Origin of the sequence: Marivita geojedonensis (assembly GCF_002115805.1) — a bacterium.
Lineage (GTDB): Bacteria > Pseudomonadota > Alphaproteobacteria > Rhodobacterales > Rhodobacteraceae > Marivita > Marivita geojedonensis.
Window position 1 is genome coordinate 1 of the sequence record NZ_JFKC01000019.1, and the last position, 25055, is coordinate 25055.

General features: G+C 60.6%; 24 protein-coding genes and 1 pseudogene. 12 read left to right on the forward strand and 13 right to left on the reverse strand.

What is annotated here, in order from left to right:
• Window positions 1-82: 82 nt before the first annotated feature.
• A complete protein-coding gene (locus MGEO_RS15725) occupies window positions 83-727 on the reverse strand; it encodes a helix-turn-helix transcriptional regulator (RefSeq protein ID WP_085639944.1) in 645 nt (214 codons plus the stop codon).
• Window positions 728-977: 250 nt separating this feature from the next.
• Here MGEO_RS15725 and MGEO_RS15730 point away from each other — a divergent pair, with 250 nt between their 5' ends.
• A complete protein-coding gene (locus MGEO_RS15730; protein ID WP_085639947.1) occupies window positions 978-1733 on the forward strand; it encodes a hydroxypyruvate isomerase family protein in 756 nt (251 codons plus the stop codon).
• An 8-nt stretch (window positions 1734-1741) separates the two neighbouring features.
• On the opposite strand, the gene MGEO_RS15735 is transcribed toward MGEO_RS15730, so the two are convergent.
• Window positions 1742-2818, reverse strand: coding sequence for a M24 family metallopeptidase (locus tag MGEO_RS15735; protein WP_085639950.1), 1077 nt, complete (start codon window positions 2816-2818; stop codon window positions 1742-1744).
• A 157-nt stretch (window positions 2819-2975) separates the two neighbouring features.
• Here MGEO_RS15735 and MGEO_RS15740 point away from each other — a divergent pair.
• Window positions 2976-3536 (forward strand): annotated as a pseudogene (locus tag MGEO_RS15740) (HypE family hydrogenase expression/formation protein); the annotation flags it as partial.
• 5 nt (window positions 3537-3541) lie between these two features.
• On the opposite strand, the gene MGEO_RS15745 reads toward MGEO_RS15740, so the two are convergent.
• Window positions 3542-4039, reverse strand: a complete 498-nt coding sequence (locus MGEO_RS15745) for a MarR family winged helix-turn-helix transcriptional regulator (RefSeq protein WP_085639953.1) — start codon at window positions 4037-4039, stop codon at window positions 3542-3544.
• A 122-nt stretch (window positions 4040-4161) separates the two neighbouring features.
• On the opposite strand from MGEO_RS15745, the gene MGEO_RS15750 reads away from it, so the two are divergent.
• Genes MGEO_RS15750 through fahA form a run of 5 tightly spaced genes read left to right on the forward strand, consistent with a single transcriptional unit; the run spans window position 4162 to window position 9564 of the window.
• Window positions 4162-5112, forward strand: a complete 951-nt coding sequence (locus tag MGEO_RS15750) for an MBL fold metallo-hydrolase (protein WP_085639956.1) — start codon at window positions 4162-4164, stop codon at window positions 5110-5112.
• 36 nt (window positions 5113-5148) lie between these two features.
• Window positions 5149-6762 (forward strand): FAD-dependent oxidoreductase, encoded by a 1614-nt coding sequence (locus MGEO_RS15755; protein ID WP_085639959.1) that lies wholly within the window; start codon window positions 5149-5151, stop codon window positions 6760-6762.
• 4 nt (window positions 6763-6766) lie between these two features.
• A complete protein-coding gene (locus MGEO_RS15760; RefSeq protein WP_085639962.1) occupies window positions 6767-6964 on the forward strand; it encodes a DUF2783 domain-containing protein in 198 nt (65 codons plus the stop codon).
• Window positions 6961-8310 (forward strand): homogentisate 1,2-dioxygenase, encoded by a 1350-nt coding sequence (hmgA, locus tag MGEO_RS15765; protein WP_085639965.1) that lies wholly within the window; start codon window positions 6961-6963, stop codon window positions 8308-8310. Before MGEO_RS15760 ends, hmgA begins: the two co-directional genes overlap by 4 nt.
• Before the next feature lie 3 nt (window positions 8311-8313).
• Window positions 8314-9564, forward strand: a complete 1251-nt coding sequence (gene fahA / locus MGEO_RS15770; RefSeq protein ID WP_085639968.1) for a fumarylacetoacetase — start codon at window positions 8314-8316, stop codon at window positions 9562-9564.
• An 18-nt stretch (window positions 9565-9582) separates the two neighbouring features.
• Here the strand turns inward: fahA and MGEO_RS15775 are convergent, their stop codons facing one another.
• The 6 genes from MGEO_RS15775 to MGEO_RS15800 form a co-directional block, all read right to left on the reverse strand.
• A complete protein-coding gene (locus MGEO_RS15775) occupies window positions 9583-10488 on the reverse strand; it encodes a TIGR01459 family HAD-type hydrolase (RefSeq protein WP_085639970.1) in 906 nt (301 codons plus the stop codon).
• Entirely contained in the window at window positions 10485-11300 is an 816-nt protein-coding gene (gene phnE, locus MGEO_RS15780; RefSeq protein WP_085639973.1) for a phosphonate ABC transporter, permease protein PhnE, read from the reverse strand. The genes MGEO_RS15775 and phnE (MGEO_RS15780) overlap by 4 nt, the downstream gene beginning before the upstream one ends.
• A complete protein-coding gene (gene phnE / locus MGEO_RS15785) occupies window positions 11300-12118 on the reverse strand; it encodes a phosphonate ABC transporter, permease protein PhnE (protein ID WP_085639976.1) in 819 nt (272 codons plus the stop codon). Before phnE (MGEO_RS15785) ends, phnE (MGEO_RS15780) begins: the two co-directional genes overlap by 1 nt.
• Window positions 12115-12912 carry a phosphonate ABC transporter ATP-binding protein gene (gene phnC, locus MGEO_RS15790; protein WP_085639979.1) on the reverse strand — a complete coding sequence of 266 codons (798 nt, stop codon included), beginning with the start codon at window positions 12910-12912 and terminating at the stop codon, window positions 12115-12117. Before phnC ends, phnE (MGEO_RS15785) begins: the two co-directional genes overlap by 4 nt.
• A gap of 65 nt (window positions 12913-12977) precedes the next feature.
• Window positions 12978-13952: a phosphate/phosphite/phosphonate ABC transporter substrate-binding protein gene (gene phnD, locus MGEO_RS15795; RefSeq protein ID WP_085639982.1), complete on the reverse strand. Its 975-nt coding sequence runs from the start codon at window positions 13950-13952 to the stop codon at window positions 12978-12980.
• 54 nt (window positions 13953-14006) lie between these two features.
• Window positions 14007-14846 carry a DeoR/GlpR family DNA-binding transcription regulator gene (locus MGEO_RS15800; protein WP_332908321.1) on the reverse strand — a complete coding sequence of 280 codons (840 nt, stop codon included), beginning with the start codon at window positions 14844-14846 and terminating at the stop codon, window positions 14007-14009.
• A 218-nt stretch (window positions 14847-15064) separates the two neighbouring features.
• Between MGEO_RS15800 and MGEO_RS21430 the strand changes: the two genes are divergently transcribed.
• From MGEO_RS21430 to MGEO_RS15820, 5 genes are all read left to right on the forward strand, one after another.
• Window positions 15065-15205: a hypothetical protein gene (locus MGEO_RS21430; RefSeq protein WP_158091028.1), complete on the forward strand. Its 141-nt coding sequence runs from the start codon at window positions 15065-15067 to the stop codon at window positions 15203-15205.
• A 69-nt stretch (window positions 15206-15274) separates the two neighbouring features.
• Window positions 15275-16300: an ABC transporter substrate-binding protein gene (locus MGEO_RS15805; RefSeq protein WP_085639985.1), complete on the forward strand. Its 1026-nt coding sequence runs from the start codon at window positions 15275-15277 to the stop codon at window positions 16298-16300.
• A gap of 3 nt (window positions 16301-16303) precedes the next feature.
• The gene (locus tag MGEO_RS15810; protein ID WP_085639989.1) at window positions 16304-18523 is read left to right on the forward strand and encodes an ABC transporter permease; all 2220 of its coding nucleotides are present in this window, start codon (window positions 16304-16306) and stop codon (window positions 18521-18523) included.
• Complete coding sequence (locus MGEO_RS15815; protein ID WP_085639992.1) at window positions 18520-19593, forward strand: ABC transporter ATP-binding protein; 1074 nt, start codon at window positions 18520-18522, stop codon at window positions 19591-19593. Before MGEO_RS15810 ends, MGEO_RS15815 begins: the two co-directional genes overlap by 4 nt.
• Window positions 19590-20162 (forward strand): histidine phosphatase family protein, encoded by a 573-nt coding sequence (locus MGEO_RS15820; protein ID WP_085639995.1) that lies wholly within the window; start codon window positions 19590-19592, stop codon window positions 20160-20162. Before MGEO_RS15815 ends, MGEO_RS15820 begins: the two co-directional genes overlap by 4 nt.
• On the opposite strand, the gene MGEO_RS15825 is transcribed toward MGEO_RS15820, so the two are convergent.
• The 4 genes from MGEO_RS15825 to MGEO_RS15840 form a co-directional block, all read right to left on the reverse strand.
• Window positions 20155-20946, reverse strand: coding sequence for an inositol monophosphatase family protein (locus tag MGEO_RS15825; protein ID WP_085639998.1), 792 nt, complete (start codon window positions 20944-20946; stop codon window positions 20155-20157). The two genes, MGEO_RS15820 and MGEO_RS15825, sit on opposite strands and share 8 nt — an antisense overlap.
• A 59-nt stretch (window positions 20947-21005) precedes the next feature.
• On the reverse strand, window positions 21006-22178 hold the full coding sequence (locus MGEO_RS15830; RefSeq protein ID WP_085640001.1) for an acetyl-CoA C-acyltransferase: 1173 nt from the start codon (window positions 22176-22178) through the stop codon (window positions 21006-21008).
• Window positions 22175-24262: an FAD-dependent oxidoreductase gene (locus MGEO_RS15835; RefSeq protein ID WP_085640004.1), complete on the reverse strand. Its 2088-nt coding sequence runs from the start codon at window positions 24260-24262 to the stop codon at window positions 22175-22177. The genes MGEO_RS15830 and MGEO_RS15835 overlap by 4 nt, the downstream gene beginning before the upstream one ends.
• An 86-nt stretch (window positions 24263-24348) precedes the next feature.
• The gene (locus MGEO_RS15840) at window positions 24349-24966 is read right to left on the reverse strand and encodes a helix-turn-helix domain-containing protein (RefSeq protein WP_085640007.1); all 618 of its coding nucleotides are present in this window, start codon (window positions 24964-24966) and stop codon (window positions 24349-24351) included.
• Window positions 24967-25055 lie beyond the last annotated feature (89 nt).

Here is a 25055-nt window from a genome sequence, read left to right on the forward strand (position 1 = left end):
TCCTGACCCTAAGCACGTCGAATGATCATTTGGCAGGGCGAAAATATGCGTTTTTCGAAATACGCATCGATCGTTTGGGGTCTCACCCCGCTCCTATCTGATCATACCTTTCACCTGTGTGGAGGGGGATGAGTGTATCGGGGTTATCCGCAGGCACGAATTCGACACGCTCAATCGTGAACTCATCGTTCTTCGCGAAGCTGTGGAAGGCCGATACGAAGTTGTAAACGCCTGTGAGTCGGCCGTTCACGAAGATCGGCTCCCAAACCGTGGTATTCCCGACGCCACGCGAATTGACGGTGAAGCGAAAAAACAGAGCATCTCCGTTTATCAATCCAGAAGATTTGATGTGATCCAGCAGCATCGGTTTCCCGATTCTGCCAAGATAGCGCTCTGCATTCATGCCGATCAGCCGAGATGGATCTTGCCCGCGCGATCGGAAGACGGCTGCACCGGAGGGCGAAATCTCGACCATTCGCAGACGTTCATCCAGCATCGTCGCCGGGAGAACATCATTTCTGACGAAGGCGAGGCAGCGATTCAGGTGGCGCCGTTCCTCGTCCTGATGCAGCAGGTTGCGCAGTATGGAAACCCGTTTGGGCCTTGGCTGCTCGACCCTGCGCTCCCAGCGGCTGATCGTGCCCTGATCCACGCCAAGCTTGTCGGCCAGTTGGCGTTGCGTCAGGCCGAGCCGACGCCGGATTTCCCGGATTGTTTGACCGTCCATAAAGATCGACGCTCCTTACCCAGCCGGAGACCTGCGATTAACTACACGCACAATCCTTTCGTTTTTCTTCCGATTTTCGACCATTTGACGCGAAACTCATACAACTTTTTCGTGTGGTATTTTATTCAAGCGTGCCTTCACCGAAATTGATCTCTCTCAATTTTCCAGCTTTCTTCTCGTCTGACCGGCCGCGCTGCGGCTTTAACGAAACAGTGCGCCCTCGGGTGTCCGGCAGAAAAGATGCAAACCCATGAAATTCTCAGCCAACCTTGGTTTTCTTTGGAACGATCGCCCTTTGCCTGCCGCGATACGCGCCGCCAAAGCCGCCGGATTTGACGCTGTCGAATGTCACTGGCCTTATGACGTTCCGCCGTCAGAAACGCGTGCGGCGCTTGAAGAGACCGGCCTTCCAATGCTGGGGTTGAACACGATCACCGGTGGCCCGGGCGCGTTCGGTCTGAGCGCCCTGCCCGACCGCGTGACGGACGCCCGCGACGCCATACGGCAGGCGGTGGATTATGCCGTGGATATCGGTGCGCAGTCCGTGCATGTCATGGCAGGCACCGCCGAGGGCGCGTCTGCACGGCAGACATTTCTGGACAACCTGCGCTTTGCGCGGTCGATCTGCCCCGAGACAATCACGCTGCTGATCGAGCCGTTGAACCCGCACGACGCGCCCGGCTATTTTCTCAGGACCACCGATCAGGCGGCAGGCGTCATCGCCGAGTTGGGACTGCCCGGCATCAAGCTGATGTTCGACTGCTACCATGTCGGGCGAACCGAAGGCGACCTTGTGACCCGCCTGCGAAACCTGATGCCGATCCTCGGGCATATTCAATTTGCGTCGGTCCCGGACCGCGGCACGCCGGATCATGGCGAGATCGATTATCGCTGCGTGTTCAGCGAAATCGCGTCTCTTGGGTGGTCCCGTCCGCTTGGGGCCGAATACCGACCTGCAGGCGACACCGATGCGAGCCTTGACTGGATGAAAACGCTTTCCCCGTGAGGCATGCGTCAGGCCACATGCACATCGCGCGACAGTTCGGACAGGATACGGCAGCCGTCGGACGTGACGACAGCCACCTCTTCCAGCCTGACGCCGAAACGGTCCGGCAGGTAGATACCCGGCTCGACCGTAAACACCATGCCCTCTTCGAGGCGTAACGGATTGGCCGCCGTCATGTAGGGTGGCTCATGCACTTCTGACCCCAGCCCATGTCCCGTGCGGTGGGTGAAATACGCCCCAAACCCCGCGTCGGTGATCACATCGCGGGCGGCCTTGTCCACAGCGCAGGCCTCTACCCCGGGACGTATGACGGCAAGAGCCGCGACTACAGCCGCTTCTACAACCGCGTGCACCTCCTGATAGCCGGCTGGACATGCCCCGAGACAGGCCATTCGGGTGATGTCGGAAAAATACCCGTCTTTCGTGGCGCCGATATCCACAACAATCGCGTCGCCCGGTGTGACCTGTGCACCGCCAGTGTGGTGATGCGGGTAGGATGAATGCGCCCCGGCCCCGACGATTCCAAAGGCCATGCGGGCACCTTCGGCCTCAAAGCTGGCCTTGGCCACATCGGCCAGTTCGCGTTCGCTGATCCCCGGCCGGATCGCGGCACGCAGGGCCGTCTGTGCCCTGTCGGCGATGCGCGCATTGTCCTCGAGTGCCGCGAGTTCACGGGCATCCTTGACCATGCGAAGGGCACCGAGGGTATCGGCTGCGAAACTGCGTCTGGCCTGCGGCGCGGCATCCAGCAGCAACAGCGCATGATCGGCGCGCATGGTTTCATCTACAGAGATCGCACGCGGCGAGGGATTGACGACCTGAAGCGCCGCCGCCAGAGCCGCATCCGGCCCATCGTCATCGCGCCAGTCCCAAAAGGGAAGATCGGTGTGCTGGCGCGCGTCCCCGGCGTTCAGGGCCGGCATGACGAACCCGGCTTTGTCCGGACCGATCAGAAGCAGGCAGGCCCGTTCATCCGGATGCGGTGCAAAGCCCAGCAACCAGCGCAGATGCGCGCCGGGCGCAAGCGCAACAAGATCGGTGCCCGTCGCGGCCATCCGTGACTGCAGTCGCTCCATCCGTGTCATCTGCCATCCTCCGTTCCAGCGTGATCACCCATCGCTTTCGGGCAAAGTGACCCTTTGCCGAAGCCGGTGCAAGAGGCGGTTTCGGCGCGCATCGAACGCCGCTGTGCGCCAAAACTGCACACGCCTTAAGGCTTTGACTTTTCTTGCATGTCGCGCGCCGGACGAGCGCAGTCTCGGGGCGGACACCATCCAGCCCGGCGATGTTGCACTGGTCAACGGGGTTCTTGGAGATCACGGCGCGACCATTCTTGCCGCGCGCGGGGATATGGCGCTGAGTACCGATATCCAATCCGACTGCCAGAGCCTCAACGGTCTGATGGAAGCTGTTCTGGCAGCAGCGCCGAACACCCGTGCTGCACGCGATGCCACACGGGGCGGGCTGGCCTCTGCCCTGAACGAGATGGCCGGAGCCTCTGCCCTCAGCATCGAAATCGATGAAACGGCCCTGCCCCTGCGCCCCGAGGTCAAAGGCGTGTGCGAAGTTCTGGGTTTCGACCCGCTTTACCTTGCAAATGAAGGCACGCTGGTCCTGTTTGTCCCGGAAGCCGAGGCGCAGGCCGCGCTGGCGGCAATGCGGGCAACGGAGGCCGGAAAGAATGCGGCGCTCATCGGAAGGGCCAGAACCGGGCCTTCAGGACGCGTCACGATGAAAACCCTGTTTGGGGGTCAGCGCCTTGTCGATACGCTGGTCGGAGAACAGCTGCCGCGAATTTGCTGAGGCGCCTAGATCCGGTCCTTCGGCGCTGCCTGACGGTCGATGCTTGGTCGCGGAGGCGCTTCGGGATCCGCATCCAGTGCTTCGTGCAGACGTTCCAGCACCGCACTGAACCGCGCAAAGTCGTCCGAGGTGACGGATTGCTTCAACTGCAATTCGAAATCACGGGCTTTGGGCAGAATGCCGTGCAGCGCTTCCTGCCCCTCGCGGCTGAGGGAGATTGACACGAGACGTTTGTCGGTCTCGCCCGGAATTTTGCGGACCAGTCCAATGTCTTCCAACCGTGCCACCGCGCGGCTGACGCGGGGCTTTTCGAGGTTCACGCAAGTGTGGATGTCGCGGATCGACACCTGTCCGCATCGTTGCAGATGTACCAAGACCCGCCACTCAGCCACGGACAGGCCATGCGTCCGACCGTATTCGACCGAGAGTCGACGGCTCATCCGCTCGGACAAAACCGCAAGACGGTAGGGCAGAAAATCGGACAGGATGAAGTCCTCGGACATGGCGCGATCCAAACTCGTTGCAAATGAAATGATATTGACCTTCGTTGCATGCGCAATGTTTAATTCGTTTCAAATGCAACGATGAGTCGGGCCGCGCGCCACGACCGCGGCGGGAGGGCTTCATGGCAAAGGCGTTTGCGTCCCAAGGGGACATGTCAGAAAAAAAGACATCGTTCACAGAGATTGGCGAGGGACTGTACGCCTTCACCGCCGAGGGCGACCCGAATTCGGGCGTGATCATCGGCGATGACAGCGTGATGATCATCGAGGCGCAGGCGACCCCGCGTCTGGCGCAGAAGGTGATCGATTGCGTGCGCAGTGTGACGGACAAGCCGATCAGCCATGTCGTTCTGACCCATTACCATGCGGTGCGTGTGCTTGGGGCGAGTGCGTTTGGCGCCGATCAGATCATCATGTCCGACAAGGCCCGTGCCATGGTGGTGGAACGCGGACAGGAGGACTGGGACAGCGAGTTCCAGCGGTTTCCGCGCCTTTTCGAGGGGCACGAAAGCATCCCGGGCCTGACATGGCCGACAACGACCTTCAGCGACAGCATGACGGTCTACCTGGGCAAGCGGAAGGTGGTCATCAAGCAGATCGGCCGCGCGCATACCGCCGGCGACAGCGTGATCTGGGTGCCGGACCAGCAGACCATGTTCACCGGTGACATCGTCGAATATCACTCGGCCTGTTACTGCGGGGACGGCCACTACGAAGACTGGGGCGCGACGCTCGATGCGGTCAAAGCCTATGATCCGCAATCCATCGCGCCCGGTCGCGGCGATGCCCTGGTCGGGCGGGACATGGTGGACGCCGCTCTGACCAACACGCGGGATTTCGTCGACAGCACGTATAACGCGGTCAAACCCGTGGCCGCCCGTGGCGGCAGTCTGAAGGACGCATGGGACGCGGTCCGCGATGCCTGCGATCCCAAGTTCAGGGACTACGCCATCTACGAACACTGTCTGCCGTTCAACGTCGCCCGCGCCTATGACGAGGCGCGCGGCATCGACACGCCGCGCATCTGGACGGCGCAGCGTGACCTTGAGATGTGGGAGCAATTGCAGGGCTGACCCTTAGGGTCGGCACGTCAATTGGGAGGATCGACAATGCCGCTCGACGACCGCTATCAACTGGCGTTCAGGCTTTATCCGTATGAACGAAGTCCCGATCAGGATGCGTCAGCACCTGTGCGCCATCCCGTTGTGATCATGGGCGGCGGCCCGATCGGGGTGGCTGCGGCGCTCGATCTGGGATTGCAGGGCATTCCGGTTGTGCTTCTGGATGACCACGAAGGTGTCGGCCAGGGCAGCCGCGCTATCTGTTTTGCGAAACGCACGCTCGAGATTGCCCATCGGTACGGGTGCGCTCAGCCAATGCTGGACAAAGGTGTGGTCTGGAACCTTGGCAAGGTGTTCCATGACGACCGGCAGGTTTACGAATTCAACCTGCTCCCCGAAGAGGGCCATCGGTTTCCCGCCTTCATCAACCTGCAACAGCCCTATTTCGAACGCTTCCTTGTCGAACGGGTGCGTGACGCACAGGCGCAGGGCGCACCGATCGAGTTGCGCGGCAAGAACCGGGTGGACGCGGTAGAGGTCAGGGACGATCACGTCGTCCTCGACATCACCACGCCGGACGGTCCCTACCGGATCAGTGCCGACTGGCTGATCGGCTGTGACGGGGCAAGCAGCCCGCTCCGCAAGATGATGGGGCTGGAGTTTGAAGGCCGGGTGTTCGAGGACAATTTCCTGATCGCCGACATCACGATGAAGGCCGATTTCCCGACCGAACGCTGGTTCTGGTTCGAGCCGCATTTCAAATCCGGCGACTCTGCGCTTCTGCACAAGCAGCCCGATGGGGTCTGGCGGATCGACTTCCAACTGGGATGGGACATCGACCGCACAGAGGAATTGAAGGAAGAAAACGTCCGCCGCCGCCTTGATGCGATGCTTGGGCCGGATGTGGAGTATGAGCTGGTCTGGACCTCGATCTACACCTTCCAGTGCCGCCGGATGAAAAAGTTCCGCCACGGACGGGTGATCTTTGCCGGCGATGCCGCGCATCAGGTCTCGCCCTTCGGTGCGCGCGGCGCCAATTCTGGCATTCAGGATGTAGACAACCTCGGCTGGAAGCTCGGGCTGGTGCTGAACGGGACCGCGCCCGAAAGCCTGCTGGACACGTACGATCTGGAGCGACGGCACGGGGCGGATGAGAACATCCTCAACTCCTCGCGTTCCACCGATTTCATCACCCCCAAGTCGAAGATCAGCCATGTCTTCCGCAACGCGGTTCTGGATCTGGCCGAACATCACGCCTTTGCGCGTCCGTTGGTCAATTCCGGTCGGCTTTCCGTGCCATGCGTCTATGACGGCCTGCCACTGAACACCGTGGATGCCCTGCCCGAAGGTCCTGCCCGCACGCGCCCCGGTGCCTCCTGCCCGGACGCGCCATTGGGCCACGGATTCCTGCTGGATCACCTTGGCGGAGGCTTCGTGCTGCTGGGCGTCGGCACTGACGTGCCAGACGAGTTGGAGGTCGATGGCGTGACGCTGCCCGGTCTGTCCGTGCCTGCGGAGGGCGACATCAAGGACCGCTACCTGGGGAACGCGGAAAGCGCTGTCTACCTGATCCGCCCCGATCAGCATGTCGCGGCGCGCTGGCCTGCCTATGACAACGCAATGGTCCGCGCCGCCCTGGCCCGCGCCATCGGAAAGGACTGATGCGATGGCTTTGAACACCGCCCCCAACATCCCTGATCCAGACGGGTTCTATGCCGAACTGCTCAACGCCCATGAGGGTCTGAGCGACGATGACAGCATCGCGCTCAATGCCCGTCTGATTCTGATCCTTGCCAACCATATCGGCGACCGCGCGGTTCTGAGCGAAGCGCTGGCCGCCGCCTCGAAAGGAGACACAAAATGAATGCTCCGCACACATCCGGCCTTGTTCAGGCCAAAGGCACCCTGACCGAACCGGGATACATGCCCGGTTGGGCCAATGATTTTGAGACCGAAGCGCTGCCCGACGCCCTGCCGCGCGGGATGAACAGCCCGCAGAAATGCAATTACGGGCTTTATGGCGAACAGCTCTCCGGCACGGCGTTCACCGCCAACCCGCCCGAACGCACATGGTGCTACCGGATTCGTCCTTCGGTCAAACATTCGGCACGCTATGCGCGGATCGACCTGCCTTACTGGAAAAGTGCGCCGCACATCCCCGAAGACCTGACAAGCCTTGGCCAGTACCGTTGGGATCCTGTCCCGCACAGCGACGAACCGCTCACATGGCTGACGGGCATGCGCACGATGACGACGGCCGGGGATGTGAACACGCAGGTCGGCATGGCGAGCCACATCTACCTTGTCACCGAAAGCATGAAGGACGCCTATTTCTTCAGCGCCGACAGCGAGTTGCTCGTCGTTCCTCAGGAAGGGCGCCTGCGTTTTGCCACCGAGCTTGGCATCATCGACATCGAACCCAAAGAGATCGCGATTATCCCGCGGGGTCTGGTTTACCGGGTTGAGGTGCTGGACGGCCCCTGCCGGGGCTTTGTCTGCGAAAACTACGGACAAAAGTTCGAACTGCCCGGACGTGGGCCCATCGGAGCCAACTGCATGGCCAACCCGCGCGATTTTAAAGCCCCCGTCGCCGCCTTCGAGGACCGCGAGGTGCCTTCGACCCTGACGGTCAAATGGTGCGGCCAGTTCCATGAAACGAAGATCGGGCAAAGCCCGCTCGACGTGGTCGCGTGGCACGGCAACTACGCCCCCTACAAATACGACTTGCGCAACTATTGCCCGGTCGGCGCGATCCTGTTCGACCATCCCGACCCGTCGATCTTTACCGTGCTCACCGCGCCTTCGGGTGTGCCGGGCACGGCAAATATCGATTTCGTTCTGTTCCGCGAACGCTGGATGGTGGCGGAAAACACCTTCCGCCCGCCGTGGTATCACAAGAACATCATGTCCGAGTTGATGGGCAACATCTACGGTCAGTACGATGCGAAACCGCAGGGCTTCGTGCCCGGCGGCATGAGCCTGCACAACATGATGCTGCCCCATGGCCCGGATCGCGAGGCGTTTGAAAAGGCGTCGAATGCCAATCTTGGTCCCGACAAGCTGGACCGCACGATGTCCTTCATGTTCGAGACGCGGTTCCCGCAGCATCTTACTGAATTTGCAGGGAAAGAGGCGCCCTTGCAGGACGATTACATCGACTGCTGGGAGAGCCTTGAAAAGAAATTCGACGGCACGCCGGGGAAGAAATAAGCGATGGGTCTGCGTAGGTCCTGGCTGGAAAGCGCCAACGCGCCGGAGTGCGATTTCCCGCTCAACAACTTGCCCTATGGCGTGTTCTCGGTGGGCGACAGCGACCTGCGCTGCGGCGTGGCTATTGGGGACCGGATCGTCGATGCGACCGGTTTGGAAGCGGCAGGACTTCTTCCCGCCGATCCCGACGCCGATGTGTTGGACGCGCCCTACTGGAACGACTTCATGGAACTGGGCCGCGAGGCGTGGTCCCGCTACCGCGCGGCGCTGACCGCCATGCTGGCAGAAGGTGCGGACGAGGCGGTGCAGGACCAGATCGTCACCCACTCGGTTCCGATAAAAGACGCGACGCTGCACATGCCGTTCCGCGTGAGCGAATATACGGATTTCTATGCAGGACGGCACCACGCCACCAATGTCGGCACGATGTTTCGCGGACCCGAGAACGCTCTGCCGCCGAACTGGCTGCATATGCCAATCGGATACAACGGGCGGGCGTCCTCGGTCGTGGTATCGGGAACACCGGTCACGCGCCCGCACGGGCAGTTGAAAGGCCGGGATGACGACGTCCCGCACTGGGGTGCGTCGGCCCGCTTTGACCTTGAGTTGGAAATCGGTGCGATTGTCGGTCAGGCATCGGACGGCCCGCTGAGCGTTCAGCAGGCGTTCGACAACATCTTCGGGTATGTCCTGCTGAACGACTGGTCGGCGCGCGATATCCAGGCCTGGGAATACCAACCCCTTGGCCCGTTTCAGGCAAAGGCGACGGCGACCACGATCAGCGCGTGGATCGTGACGGCGGAGGCGCTTGAGCCGTTTCGAATTTCGACGCCGGACCGACTGGAGCCGCTTCTGCCGTACCTCCAGGAACCGGGTCCGATGCTTTATGATATCGCACTTGAGGTTGGGCTTGCTCCTACCGGGAAAGCCGAAACCGTCATCGCACGAACCAACTATGGCGAGATGTATTACTCGTCGGCGCAGCAACTCGCACATCACAGCAGCAGTGGATGTCCGATGCGGGTGGGAGACCTTTTGGGGTCTGGCACGATTTCGGGCCCCGACCGCGAAACCCGCGGATCGCTTCTTGAACTGTCATGGGGTGGCAAGGAGCCGCTGACCTTGGACACAGGTGAAGGCCGATGCTTTCTCGAAGACGGCGATACCGTGACCCTGCGGGGCGCCGCGATGGGCGACGGATACCGCATCGGGTTCGGCCCATGCGCGGGACAGGTGATGCCCGCACGGCCCTGAACCTTTCAACCCAAGGCGTCAGGGACGATCCACGATGATGTCGGGATAGATGCCCGCCTTTTTCATTGCGTTGCGGGCATCCATGTCTGCGAAAAAGCCGAAATCCGCAATCAATGCGGCCGTCAGCCCGGCAGCCTGCGCGCCCAGAATATCCGTGTGCAGGCTGTCACCGACCATGACGACCCGTGAGCGGTCCGTGACCCCGAGCCGCGCAAGTGCGATCTCGAAGATACTGGCGAAGGGTTTGCCAAAGAAAACGGGCTCCACGCCGGTGCGGTCGGCAAGCCGATGTGCAAAGTACCCCGGCTCCCGGGTAAACCCGTTTTCCCTTGGGGCAACGATATCGGGATTGGCCACCAGAACCGGGCGGGCCTTTCGGTTCAGCGCCGCTTCCAGAAGGTTCTGCCGCTCCTCTGACCATGAACCGCTGCCCACCAGCATGATCCCGTCCACAGCGTCATAGGGCGCGGGGTCATCTTCGAGGGGGGACCACTCGAGGTTTCCTAGGTCTCGGAGATCCGCACCTTCCGGCACCATGACCCCCCAGCTCTGTGCCGAATACCGGTTCATGGACGCGCCCATCGTCGCGCGGCTGGTCACGACATCATCCGCTTCGAACGGGTAACCGAGCCGTTGGTATTTCTGCACAAGATCTGCAACGGGAAGGCTGGCCGCATTGGATACGACCATGACCTGCTTGCCTGCCGCCCTCAGATCGCGCACCCTCTCGCAGGCACCCGGTATCGCGGTCTCCCCGATGTTCAGTACGCCGAAGGCATCAAGCAGAAACACGTCAAAGTCATCTGCAATATCGGCCAGTGTTTTTGCGTGGCGCGAGACCCGCACGCCAGACGGCGCGTCGGGCAGACGATGACGCACCGCCTCGTACGCACCGAAGGCAACTTCGGCCGTCATCGGCTTCATATGATCGCGCCCCGCACCTTGGCCGAGACCCATTCGCTGATGACGACAGCGGCCAGGATGACGATCAGGATCAGCGCCACCTGCGGCCAGGCCAGAACGTTCAGAGAGGCCGACAGTTGCAGCCCGATACCACCTGCACCGACAAGGCCAAGCACGGTGGATTCGCGGATGTTGATGTCCCAGCGGAACACCGCAATCCCCGCGAATGCCGGAAGGATCTGGGGCACGATACCATATGCCATGACCTGCCACCGCGAGGCACCGGTCGCGGTGATCGCCTCGACCTGGGTTTCGTCGATTTCTTCGATGGCCTCATAGAGCAGCTTCGCGCAGAACCCGATGGACCGGATCGCGATGGCGACGACCCCGGCAAACACACCCGGCCCGATGATCGCGATAAGCAGCAGCGCCCAGATCAGCGAATTAATCGACCGCGTGGAAACGATGATCAGCAGGGCAATCGGCCGGACAAAAAGCACCGATGGCGTGGTGTTGCGCGCGGCGAGGAAAGCGACGGGAATGGCAAGGATCAGGGCAATGATCGTGCCAAGCGTCGCGATGTTGATCGTGTCCCAGATCGGCTTGCCCAACTGGGTGATGTATTCCCACTTGGGCGGCGTCGCGCGGGTCCAGATATCGCCGGCAATCCGCGGCGCGTCCCATACGAAGAACCATGTCGTCGCCTCGGAAATCTGCTGCCAGCAATAGGCAAAGACAGCGACCCCTGTCAGCCACATCACCCAATGCGCAAGGCTTTCCCGCCCGGTACGCCGTTGCCAGAGTTTCTGGCCCTCTGCTTCGCGGACCGGCATTACTGCACCCTCGCCCGGATGATGCCTGACAGGTATTCAAGCGCCATGACGATGCCGATGATCAAGAGAAGGATTGCGGCGGCTGTGTCGTATTCATACCGGTCGAACGCTGTGTTGAGCGTTGCACCGATGCCCCCTGCCCCGACAAGTCCGAGGATGGCGCTTTCGCGGAAGTTGATGTCGATCCGGTACATCGACAAACCGATCAGGCGCGGCATCACCTGCGGTTGAACACCGTAGTTGATCCATTGCAGCCACCGGGCACCCGAGGCCTTGATCGCCTCGGCCTGCACCCGGTCCATGCTTTCGATATCTTCGGCCAGAAGCTTTGAAAGGAACCCGATGGTGGCAAAACTCAGGGTCAGGAAGCCTGCCAGCGGGCCGAAGCCGAAAATGGCGACCAGAAGGATCGCGACGATAATCTCCTGCAACGCCCGGCTCACGGCGATAATCGAGCGGCACGCGAGGTAGATCGGAAGCGGCGCAACATTGCGTGCCGCCCCCAGAGCAATCGGAATAGAGATGGCGATGCCCACAACCGACGCGGCGACCGTCATAATGATGCTTTCCACCATGCCGTCCCAGATGTCGCCGGACCGGGACGTGAAATCCGGGCTGGTAAACGCGAGGATGAACTGCTTGCCCCGTTCGAGACCTTCATAGACGCGTGCCCAGTTCACTTCGATCGTGAGAAACGCGGCGACGAGATACGCTGCAAAGCCGATCAGGATTGTGTAACGCAGCCATGCGCGGCGGATAAAGGGCGGCTTGCGCCAGCCTTTGCCCAGCATGTCATCAAGTTCACGGTGGGTGGTCATTCTGCAGCCTCGATTTCGCTGTCGTCGTCTTCGACCTTGCGGATGGTCGCTTCCCAGTCTTCCTCGCCGTAGATCGTGGTCAGAACGTCCGGCGTCAGCGCTTCGGGTGGGCCGTCGAATTCGACCGCGCCAAATCGCAGGCCGATGACGCGCTGCACGAACATCTGCGCCAGTGCCACGTCATGGATGTTGATGATGGCCGCCAACCCGCGCTCCTCGCACAGCTCGCAGATCAGCCGCATGATCTGGCGCGAGGTCTTGGGATCGAGAGAGGCCGTCGGCTCATCGACAAGCAGAAGGGCGGGGTTCTGGATCAACGCACGACAAATACCGACCCGCTGGCGCTGGCCGCCGGAGAGTTCATCAGCGCGCTTATCCGCCATGTGGACAAGACCGACACGGTCCAGAAGGCGAAACGCCTCATCGACGTCGGCCTGCGGATACCGACGCAGAAAGCTGCGCCAAAAACCGACATAGCCCAGCCGCCCGGACAGGACGTTTTCCATGACCGTCAGGCGTTCGACCAGAGCGTATTCCTGAAAGATCATCCCCATGCGACGGCGTTCCCGGCGCAGCGCGCCCGAAGACAACCCGGTGAGTTCCGTATCCCCAAGGTAGACCTTGCCGGAGGTCGGCTCGACCAGTCTGTTGATGCACCGGATCAGGGTGGACTTGCCGGCCCCTGACGGACCGATCAGCGCGAGCACCTGACCGTCAGGCACCACGAGATCCACCGCCTTGAGCGCCTGATCCCCGGTCTTGTACGTCTTTACCAATTTCTCAAGCCGCAGCATGAGAGCCTCCCCCGGATTATTGTTCTTGGATGGGCGGCGGCCGATACCGCCGCCCGATCAGTGATTTACTCGCAGGCGTAGCTGACGCCGTTTGCCGCGTCGATCTTGCGGATCACTTCCCAGAATTCCTTGTAGGTCATCGGAAGGAACTGGCCTTCGTTCGACTTCGAGAATTCCGCCTCAAGCGTGGTGCCTTCCCACTCAAAGCTGAAGAACGCATCGCGGATCGCGTCTTTCAGTTCGGGCTTGAGGTTGTAGACAACGCCGAAGCCTGTCGTGGGGAACGTCTGTGACTTGTAGATCGTCACCACGTCCTCGGGCTTGATGACATCCCGGCTGATCATACGGGATTTCACCGAGTTCGCGATGGACGCTGCCGGGTAGTCCTTGTTCGCGACACCCAGGATCGAGTTGTCGTGCTTGCCCGAGAAGACCGCTTCGAAATCGCGTTCGGGGATCAGGTCAAAATCGGACTTGAGGATCGCGGACGGTGCCTTGAAGCCGGAGTTCGAGGTGGGCGAGGTAAAGGCCAACTGTTTGCCCTTGATGTCATCTACCGACTCGATGCCCGACCCCGGATAGGTGATGATCTCCATCTCATAGCCGAAATTGCCATCCTTGGACGCCATGATCGTGAACGGGTTGAAGCCCGCACAGTTCACGGCAAGGGGGTTGGACCCCGTATTGAAGCCCGCAATGTGCAGACGGCCCGAGCGCATCGCTTCGATCTGCGCCGCGTTGTTCTGAACGGGGAAGAACACGACGTCCTTGCCTGTTGCTTCTTCAAGATGTTCGAGGAAATCCGACCACGCTTCCTTGTAAACAGCAGGGTCTTCCACCGGGGTGTAGGCAAAGATCAGGGTATCGGGGTCGATCTGATCCGCCGGATCGGTGGGCGTGTCCGCCAGAAGATCGCCGTCTACGTCGCAGAAGCGCTCGTCGAGATCGCCGCGCGGGCAGTCCTGTGCCGAGGCGATGCCGGTCATCGAATAAAGCGCAATCGCCGAAGCGCCGAGCAGCAGTTTCCAATTCAGTTTCATGTTTTCCTCCCAGAAAGACAGCTGTTTTTCAGCTGAGATTGTTAAATTCGTTGTTCATTCCGCAACCAGCACCTCGACGCCTCTGTCATTCAAAGCGGTCAGCAGATGACCGGTTGGCGCTTGGTCTACGACAATCGTGTCGATGTCTCCGAGTGACCCGGCCTGACCCAAACCCTTTCGGCCGAACTTCTGCGAGTCAATCAGCAAATGCCGGTTCGCGGCCCGTTGGAGCATCATTTTCTTCACGGCCGCAAAGCCCCGGACGGACTCGGAAAGTCCTTCCTCAGAGAAACCGGAGGCCCCGATCAGGCATCGGTCGACGTTGAATTGGCCCAGGAAATCCAGCGTATCCGTCCCCACCACCGCAGATTCTGCGGGCTGGTACTCTCCCGGACACAGGATCACCTCGGGCGCTCCGGATCCAAGCGTCATTGCCACCGGAATCGAGTTCGTGATGACGGTGCAGGACGTGCCCAGATAGGCCAGCGCGCGGGCCATCTGGATCGTTGTCGAACCGGAATCGATCATCACGGTGTCGCCGTCCTGAACAAGACGCGCCGCCCGTTCGCCTATGCGCTCGCGCTCTCTGATTCGGTCATTTGCGCGCTCGTCGAGACCCGGATAGTGCCCCTGCGCAGGGGCGGACGCGCCGCCATGTGCGCGCGAAATCAGGCCGTCATCGGCAAGCGTGTCGAAATCCCGACGGACCGTTTCGGTCGAGACCTGAAACCGCTCTGCAAACTCGCTGATACGGACATGCGGGCGCAGTTTGAGCTCCAACAGAATCTGCTTTCGACGCTCGGATTTCTTGATCCGATCGCGTTTGTTTTTTGCAGGATTCTGCGTAACTGCCGCGTCCGTCATTCCGCCTGCCACGTTGAGATATCCGACCATCTTTGTGGTCTCTTTGGCATTTTGCAATAAAGTTTTGTTGCATAAACCTCGATATGGTGCTGATAATTTGGCTATCGCGATGTTTTACCCGGGACCATTGTTCGTATGACGCCTTTCCCCATGTCCATTGACCGAACCACATTTTCGGCAATTCCGGGGAAGCGAATTCAGAGATGTCAAAATATCGGACGCGCCCAATTCTGCAGGCGGGACCCGGTATGATCGACCAGTTCAAGGACGAAACTGCCGACGACACGCGCACGGCATCGCGCATTCAGAACAGCCCTGTTCCAAGCCAGCTCAGGGCGATCATCCAGAAAAGAGAGCAGTCCATATTCGGCGGCAGAAGGCGCCAATAGGGCCATCGGGGCGAACGACGACACTGTCAAAAACAAACAGGCGTCACCGAATTACCAGGGAGGAGAACCATGAAGAAATTTACAGTCACACTGGCCAGTTCCGTCATTGCACTGACCGCATCTGTCACGGCATCGCAGGCCGAGAAACTGACGCTTTACTGCAGCGCACAGGAAGACTGGTGCCAGCTTATGGCACGCAGTTTTGAGGATGCGACGGGCATCGACGTCAACATGACGCGCAAGTCCTCAGGCGAGACCTTTGCCCAGATCCGGGCGGAGGCCTCAAATCCGAAGGGGGACGTCTGGTGGGGTGGTACCGGAGACCCGCATCTTCAGGCCGCAGAAGAGGGCCTGACAATGGAGTACGTTTCGCCGATGCGCGACCAGTTGCACGACTGGGCCATCAATCAGGCCGAAAGCGCCGGAAACCGGACCATCGGCATCTACTCCGGCGCGCTTGGATACGGTTACAACACAGATCTCCTCGCCGCGAACAACCTGCCCGAGCCGAGCTGCTGGAAAGACCTGCTGAAGCCCGAATACAAAGGCCATGTGCAGATGGCGAACCCGAACTCTTCGGGTACGGCCTATACGACGCTTGCCTCGATGGTTCAGATTTTCGGCGAGGACGAAGGCTTTGAATTCATGAAGGGCCTGCACAAGAACATCAACCAGTATACCAAGTCGGGCTCGGCCCCGATCAAGGCAGCGGGCCGTGGTGAAAACACCATCGGCATCGTCTTCATGCACGACGCCGTGGCACAGGCCGTTTCCGGTTTCCCGGTGAAGGTCGTCGCACCCTGTGAAGGCACGGGCTACGAGATCGGCTCCATGTCGATCATCGACGGCGCGCGCAATCTTGACGAGGCGAAAGCCTTCTACGACTGGGCATTGTCGGCAGAGGCGCAGAACCTCGCTCTGCAGGTGAATGCGTTCCAGGTCCCGTCGAACAAAGGCGCAGAGACTTCGGCCTCGGCACCGGACATGAGCACGATCAAGCTGATCAACTACGACTTCAAGAAGTACGGCTCGTCCGACGAACGCAAGCGGCTGCTGCAGAAGTGGGACGAAGACGTCTCGGTACTGCCGCAGTAATCCGTGCGCGGGACCAACTCTGAAAAGACCACCCATCCGGTTCTGATCTTCTGGATCATAGCCGGGTGGGTCGGGTTCTGCCTTCTGCCGTGGTACATGGTCGAAGATGGCCTATGGTCGTTTGAATGGCTGTTCGATGGCTACCCGTTCGACACCGACTACGCCCCCGCCCTGTTCCTTCTGGCACAGGGAGAGAAGATGTGGCTCGCCCCGCTGGCGATCCCACTTTTGATGCCTCTGCTGGTTCTGCGGAGGCCGAAATCCGATCCGCTCTACGCCCGTATTCTGGTGTTGGCAGGCGCTCTCGGATTTGGATGGCTGATAGCTCAGGGGTTCAGCATCGGCATCCGGGGGTACAACTTCGACTGGCTGGAAGCGCTTTTCGGAGAGTTGGGAGACCGACAATACGGCATGGGCTATGGCGCAATGATTTGCGCCACGGCCTTCCTGTTTCTGCTGACACAGGGCGTCGCGGCACGCGGTGCGATCAATGGAGATGTCTTCGTCGTCAGCGCCATCGGAGGCGTGATCGCGATTGTCACCGCTTTTGTGTTCTTCCCGATCGCCAAGATGCTCGCCGCGGCGTTCATCACCGACGACGGCGCTTATTCGGCAACGGTCTTTGCGTCGAAATTCTTTGACGACCGGTTGTGGGGACTGGGTTGCCTTGCGGGCGCCCGATGTGGTGCCGCGTGGAATTCACTGTTTCTGGCGATTGCGGTCGGTTTCATAACGACAGTGCTTGGGCTGGCGTTCGCGCTGGTCGTGACACGGTCGGGCTTTCGCTACAAACGCGCCCTGCGGGCGCTGACGGTTCTGCCGATCATCACCCCGCCCTTTGTCATCGGTCTGGCACTGATCCTGCTTTTCGGACTTTCAGGGACGATCACGGTGTTCTTCGCCGAACTCTTCGGCACTCAACCCACGCGCTGGCTTTATGGCTTGCCCGGTATTCTGATCGCGCAGACGCTGGCCTTCACGCCGATTGCCTTCCTTGTGCTGATCGGCGTGGTCGAAGGTGTCTCCCCATCGATGGAGGAAGCGGCCCAGACGCTGCGTGCCAGCAAATGGCAAACCTTTCGAACGGTTTCGCTGCCGTTGATGCGGCCCGGTCTGGCCAATGCGTTTCTTCTTGGGTTCATCGAAAGCATGGCAGATTTCGGCAACCCGCTGGTTCTCGGTGGGAACTTCGATGTCCTGTCTACCGAGATATTCTTTGCCATCGTGGGTGCGCAGTATGACCAGAGCCGCGCGGCAGTTCTTGCCATGGTGCTTCTGTTCTTCACGCTCTCGGCCTTCTATGCGCAGCGGGCGTGGCTCGGAAAGAAAAGCTACACCACCGTATCCGGCAAGGGCGACGCCGGTGTTCATCCCCTTATGCCGAATGCACTGGCCTATCCGGTGTTGTTCGTGGCGCTCGGCTGGACGCTGTTCACCGCCGTGGTCTATGCCATGATCATCTATGGCAGCGTGGTCGAGCTTTGGGGCGTCAACAATTCCCTGACCCTCAAACACTATGTCACCGCCTTCAGCGTCCGGTTCGAAGAAGAAGGCATCCGTTGGACCGGCGCCGCATGGGACAGCTTCTGGACGACCATCTCCATTGCCGCCATCGCGGCCCCGCTGACAGCAGCGGTCGGGCTGGTGACGGCATATCTGCTCACCCGGCAGAATTTCGCAGGCAAGAACGCCTTCGAATTCGGAACGATGCTGTCCTTTGCCATTCCCGGCACGGTGATTGGTGTCAGCTACATCCTTGCCTTCAACGTCCCGCCGATCGAGATCACGGGCACGGGTATCATCCTTGTCATCAGCTTCATCTTCCGAAACATGCCCGTTGGCGTCAGGGCCGGCATTGCCAGTATGAGCCAACTGGACAAGTCGCTTGACGAAAGCTCGCTGACCCTTGGTGCAAATTCGTGGCAGACGTTCCGGCGGGTGATCCTGCCGCTTCTGCGCCCTGCGATCCTGGCCGCGCTCGTTTACAGCTTCGTACGCGCGATGACTGCGATCTCGGCGGTGATCTTCCTCGTGTCGGCCGAATATGACATGGCCACGAGCTATATCATCGGCCGGGTCGAGAATAACGATTACGGCCTCGCCATCGCCTATTCCACAACTCTGATCTTCGTCATGCTGTCGGCGGTCGGGTTGCTGCAATTCCTTGTGGGCCGGGTCCAGATCGGACGTCGCTCGCATCACGGAACGGAGAAGACCAAATGACCGAAACCAATCTCGGGTCAAAGGCTGCGCCCGTCCGCTTTGAAGGTGTCTCCAAGCGCTTTGGCAAGGACGTCGTTGCGGTAGACAGCATCGATCTGCATGTCGAGGCTGGCAAACTGGTGACCCTTCTCGGCCCTTCGGGATGCGGCAAGACCACAACTCTGCGCATGATCGCAGGGCTGGAAATGGCAACGTCGGGGCGCATCCTGATCGGAGATCGGGACGTGACCAAACTGCCTGCGACCGATCGCGATGTCTCGATGGTGTTTCAGTCCTACGCCCTGTTCCCGCATATGACCGTGCTGGAAAACGTCATGTACGGACTGACCTTTTCCGGCTTTGCCAAACCAGAGGCGCGGTCACGCGCGCTTCAGGGTCTGGAACTGGTCGGACTGAAGGGATTTGACAACAGACTGCCATCCGAGCTTTCCGGCGGTCAGCAGCAGCGCGTGGCCGTGGCGCGGGCACTGGTTCTGGAACCTCAGGTCCTTCTCTTCGACGAGCCTCTGTCCAATCTCGATGCCAAACTGCGCCGTCAGGTGCGCGAGGACATTCGCGCCATCCAGCAGGATCTCGGGCTGACCGTGGTCTACGTGACGCACGATCAGGAAGAGGCATTGGCCGTGTCCGACGAAATCGTCGTAATGCGGAACGCCGCCATTGCGCAGAAAGGCAGCCCGAGAGACCTGTATGATGCACCGATGGATCGGTTCGTCGCCGACTTCATCGGCGAGGCCAACCTGATCGACTGTCAGATCCTGTCTGTCGAGAACGGCATGGCGACCATCGATATCGAAGGATACCGGCACACCCTGCCCGCGCGTGGCCTCGGCCCCGGACCGGCGACACTTGCCGTGCGACCCTCACGGCTTCTGATCGGCGCGGACACAGGGATAGCCGCGACCGTCACCAAAGCAACCTATGTGGGGGTACGGATGGAATACACGCTGACGGGTGCATTCGGGCAGGTCTTTGCCGTGCATGACGATGTGGACGATCCGCTTGCCCCCGGCACGGAAATCCGCATGGCATTTGCAGAAAAGGGTCCGGTTCTGCTGCCCGACGCATGAGACACGACCGGCTGATCTTCATCACCCATCCCGAGGTGGTCGTCGATCCGAAGCGCGAAGTCACCGATTGGTCCCTGTCCGAGACAGGCCGCGCACGGGTAGCGCGGTTTGCCGCGTCTGCGCTGCTCGTCAATGTGACACGGGTCTGGTCCAGCGCCGAACGCAAGGCCCAAGAGACTGCGGACATCCTTTCGGCATACCACGGCCTGACTGTCCGGATTGAGCCGGATCTGGGAGAAAATGACAGAAGCGCAACTGGGTTTCTTCCACCGCAGGATTTCGAGGCGGCGGCGGATGCGTTTTTTGCAGCTCCGGATCAAAGCCATCTTGGCTGGGAAACCGCAAGGGATGCGCAGACACGCATCACATCAGCGGTCCGGAGGATTTGCGCCGACCATGTGGACGGCGACCTTGCCCTTGTTTCGCACGGCGCGGTTGGCACGCTGCTCTTGTGTGCCCTGTCCGGGTTGCCGATAGACCGAGCCCATGATCAGCCGCATCAGGGCCATTACTGGGCGGCTCCACTGTCGACCCTGACGCCGGAACACGGTTGGCGCGCCCTCAGCTAGGTCTTGTGTTCTGCCAGGCGCGGTCGGCCATCCCAAGCAGCGCCTCGAAAACCTGCGGCGCGCCCACAACCACCCGTCCCCCGTTTGCGATCATGTCATCCGCGTTCTGATCTTCAACGATGCCGCCCGCTTCGGCGATCAATAGCTGTCCAGCAAGGCAGTCCCACGCGTTCATATGTTCTTCCAGATATCCCAGAAGCCGGCCCGCCGCGACATAAGCCAAAGACAGGGCGCCCGAGGCATTGCGATGGAACATCGCGCCCGCACCCACGATGTCTGCAACCACCGGGAGGATATTCTCAGGTGCGACGCGGTTTGAATATCCAACGGACACGGTGCCGCTGGCCATCGGAACATGTGCGGCAACCGACATGGCCTTGCCATTCAACGTCGCGCCCTGACCCCGTTGCGCGACAAAGGTCTCACCATGAATGGGATCGTGGATCACCCCCACCTGCGTCATGCTATCGGCAACACCGGCAAGGACGATGGTCCAGGCAGGAAGGCCATTCACGAAATTCGTCGTTCCGTCGATGGGGTCTATCACCCAAACAAAGCCGCTTGTTCCTTGTTTCGGCGCGTGTTCCTCGCCCACGATGCCATCATCTGGAAACGCGGCTTCCAGACGTTCACGGATCAGGACCTCGACATTGCGATCAGCTTCACTGACCCAATCCTGAGCGCCTTTCTTGTCGACGGCGAGCGAGTCCCTCTGCGCGAAATAGCTTTGCGCCATCTCCCCCGCCTCTTGGCAGATCGCAATCGCCGTTTCGGTTCTCGACATGTCCAACTGCCTCTCCTTTTCTCGCAATAAAGGGCGCCCTTGAGCGCACAAACGGTCTTTCAAAAGACCTCGAACAACCCGGCCGCGCCCATACCGCCCGCGACACACATCGTCACGACCCCAAGCTTTGCGCCCCTTCGGCGGCCTTCGTACAGAAGGTGCCCGGTCAGGCGTGCGCCCGTCATTCCGAACGGGTGCCCGATCGAGATCGACCCACCGTTCACGTTGAGCTTCTCAGGATCAATACCCAGACGGTCGCGGCAATACAGGGCCTGGCTGGCAAAGGCTTCGTTCAATTCCCAGAGGTCGATGTCGTCGACCGTCAGACCATGCCGCTCCAGCAGGCGTGGCACCGCGAACACCGGACCAATGCCCATCTCCTCGGGGCCGCAGCCGGCGACGGCGAACCCCCGAAAAGCTCCGAGCGGTTCCAGATTGCGCCGTTCCGCCTCGGAGGCCTCCATCAGGATGAGGGCCGCCGCCCCGTCCGACAACTGGCTGGCGTTCCCAGCAGTAACGTAGCCACCTTCCCGCACAGTGGACAGGGAGCGCAACCCGTCCAGAGTGGTGTCGGGCCGGTTGCATTCATCGCGGTCCAGTGTGACGGCCTTTTCCGACACCTCGCCCGTTTCCCTGTCCTCGATCGCCATCATTGTGTCGAAGGGAATGATTTCATCTGCAAATAGACCGGCCTCCTGGGCTTTGGCAGTTCGCTGCTGTGACAGAAGACCAAAGGCATCCTGACGGTCACGGTCGATGCCATAGCGTTCGGCCACCAGATCCGCAGTTTCGATCATGGTCATGTAAAGCTCGGGCATACCCGCCGCGAGCGTCGGTTCGGGCACGCGTCGGATTTTCGGTTGGATGAGGCTGATGCTCTCGACGCCACCGGCAATCTGTGGGCCTGCGTCATCGGCAACGATGGCATGGGCTGCCGTCGCCACGGCCTGCAGGCCACTTGCACAGAAGCGGCTGACAGTCTGCGCAGCGGATACTTTTGACACCCCCGCACGAAGTGCCGATTGCCGGGCGATGTTTCCCCCGGTTTCGGCCTCCGGGTAGCCACAGCCGATCACCACGTCTTCGATCTCGTCCGCGCCCAAACCGGTCCGCCGCATCAGCTCGGCGATGACGTGACCTGTCATCGTCGCTCCGTGGGTCTGGTTGAGCGCCCCTCGAAACGACTTTGCCAAACCGGTCCGTCCTGCCGCGACGATGACTGCCTGTTTCATTTCCCAGCCCCCTTGTTGAGATCGTCAAATGTCCGACCCTCTGCCACCAGTTGCTCGAGCAGCGGCGCCGGGGACCAGAAATACCGGTCGTCCTGCGCATAGGCGGTTATGTCGGACAGGATTTTCGGAAGGCCATCCATGTCGGCCCATTTCAGCGGTCCACCCCGGTAGCGCGGAAACCCGTAGCCCATGAGCAGCACTACATCCACATCCAGTGGACGTCGGGCGATGCCGTCACCCACGACTTTTGCGGCTTCGTTGACCATCGCGCAAAGATAGCGGCGCTGGATTTCGGGGCGCGAGAACGCGCGCGGTTTGATGCCGAGCGTTTCCCTCGCGGACTCGATGATCCCCGCGACCTCGGGATTGGGTTTGGGAGGCGTCTCATTGTAGAGGTAGTAGCCCTGCCCGGTTTTCTGCCCGAAGAGACCAGCCTCACACAGGCGATCTGCGACCAGTGGCACCCTTTCCCGGGGATCGCGGGTGGCTGCGCGCCGCTTTCGTGCGGCCCACGCGATATCGAGCCCTGCAAGATCGGAAACCTGAAACGGCCCCATGGCAAATCCGAACTCCCGGATGGCAGCATCAATGTCGTAGGGTGTGGCACCATCCAAAACCATGTGGTCCGCCGCAGCGCGGTACGCGGCCAGAATACGGTTGCCAATGAACCCGTCGCAGACGCCCGCCCGCACGGCGGTTTTTTTCAACCGCTTGGCGAGAGCAAACCCAGTTGCGACGGTATCCGGCGCGGTTCTGTCGGCGACGACCACTTCGAGAAGTTTCATCACATGCGCCGGGGAAAAGAAGTGCAGCCCTATTACGTCTTCAGGCCGCTGTGTTGCGTCGGCGATCTTGTTGATGTCGAGATAGGACGTATTGGTGGCCAGTACCGCGCCGGGTTTGCAGATCGCATCCAAACGTGAAAACACGTCCCGCTTGACGTTCATATCTTCGAACACGGCTTCGATCACCAGATCGGCCTCGCGCAGATCATCGTATGACGTCGTCAGAGCCAACGCGGGCCCCGTCAACCTGTCATATGTCTTCTGGTCGATCTTGCCGCGTTTCAGAGCGCCGGACAGGTTCCCCGTGATCCGGCCTCGGGCCGCGTGCGCAGCGTCTTCGCTCATCTCAAGCAGGGTGACGGGAAACCCGGCCAGCAGGAATGACGTGGCGATCCCTGCTCCCATCGTACCACCGCCGATCACGGCAACCGAATTTACATCCCGCGCGTTTGTATCCTTGAGTTCGGCAAGGACTCCGACGGCGCGTTCCGCGAAAAACGCGTGGATCAAACCTTGGCGCTGATCGGTTTCCAAAAGCGCGCGGAACAGCTCCCGCTCTCGCGTCAAACCCTCTTCGAAAGGCAACTCGCAGGCAGCCTGTATTCCCCTGACCGCATAGGCCGGCGAGATCTGGCCCCGCGCTTTGCGCAGCGCTGAATCATAGGCCGCGTCGAAATCAATGGGCTGAGGCGCGGGCATCTCCCGGATCGGCCGACGTGGCGCGTTCTCGGCCAACAAAGCACGCGTATAGCTGAGACCGATATCGCGTGGCGCGCCGTCTTCCACACGGTCGATGATCCCCAGATCAAAAGCCTCTCCTGCGCTGATCTGGCGACCGCTGGTGATCACGTCAATCGACGTCTCAACGCCAACAAGTCGGGGAAGTCTCTGCGTCCCGCCTGCACCGGGCATGACACCGATCAGAACTTCCGGCAGTCCAACTTTCGCAGCCGGTGTCGCGATCCGGTAGTCCGATGCCAGCGCGATTTCCAACCCTCCTCCCAGCGCGGTGCCATGCAGCGCCGACACGACAAGGACAGGCGACGTCTCCAGACGGTTGCACACGTCCGGCAACCAGGGTTCCAACGGTGGTTTCCCGAACTCCCGGATGTCCGCGCCTGCCGGAAAACTGCGACCTTCGCCATAGATCAGCGCCGCTCTGGCGCCGTCGGCCTCTGCTTTTTCGACCGCCTCGACCAGACCTTGCCGAACCGCCTGCCCCAATGCATTGACCGGCGGATTGTCGATGGCGATCATGGCGATATCGCCGTCACGATTGTATCGAATGACTCCGGTCATGGGATGTCCTGTAATGGTCGGTCAATGGTTTCGGTGTCCTCAGTAGCCCAATTCGCTGACGAAGTGGCACAGCATTTTTTCAAGGCTTACCAGCTGATCCGGACTGGAGACATGGCCCAGATCATCGTGGCTTCGGTCTTACCACGGTTGCGGAACCGGTGCGCGATCATCGAGGGATAGGAAAAACTGTCCCCCTTGCTCAGAATGATCACCTCGTGCCCGAGACGCAGTTCGACCTCGCCTGACAGAACCATGGCATGCTGTTCCCCTTCGAATTCGTAGCCCGGCAGAGGCTCGGGCGGCTCGCCCGCGCCGGGCGGAAACCGTGACAGGATGAGGTAGCACTGACCGGACAACGTGCTCGACAGCAATTCGTCTTCGAAACCAAGCTCTTCCTTGCTGCGGGTATACATGTCCGAAAGCGGGCGACGGTTCTGCGCCCGCACGACATGACGGCGCTCCAGCGGACCTTCGCCCGACTGGACGGGAAAGAACCACTCTGCCGCAACACCAAGCGCGGCACTGATTTCCTTCAGGATGGAATCAGAAACATTGGCCGTGCCCCGTTCGATCCGGCTCAGATACGCGGTCGAGCATGACAGCTGCGCGCTCAGATCGTCCAGGGTCAGTCCACGCGCCTTGCGCACTTCGCGGATTTCACTGCCAAGGCGCTCTGCGTCGATATCAGGCTGTTTTGCTGACATTTTGCGCCTCCTCAAACATTTCAGTTGATTTTCTTCCGAAAATTCAACTTAGTTAAAAATGACTCGAAAATTCAACTTCACGAGCATCG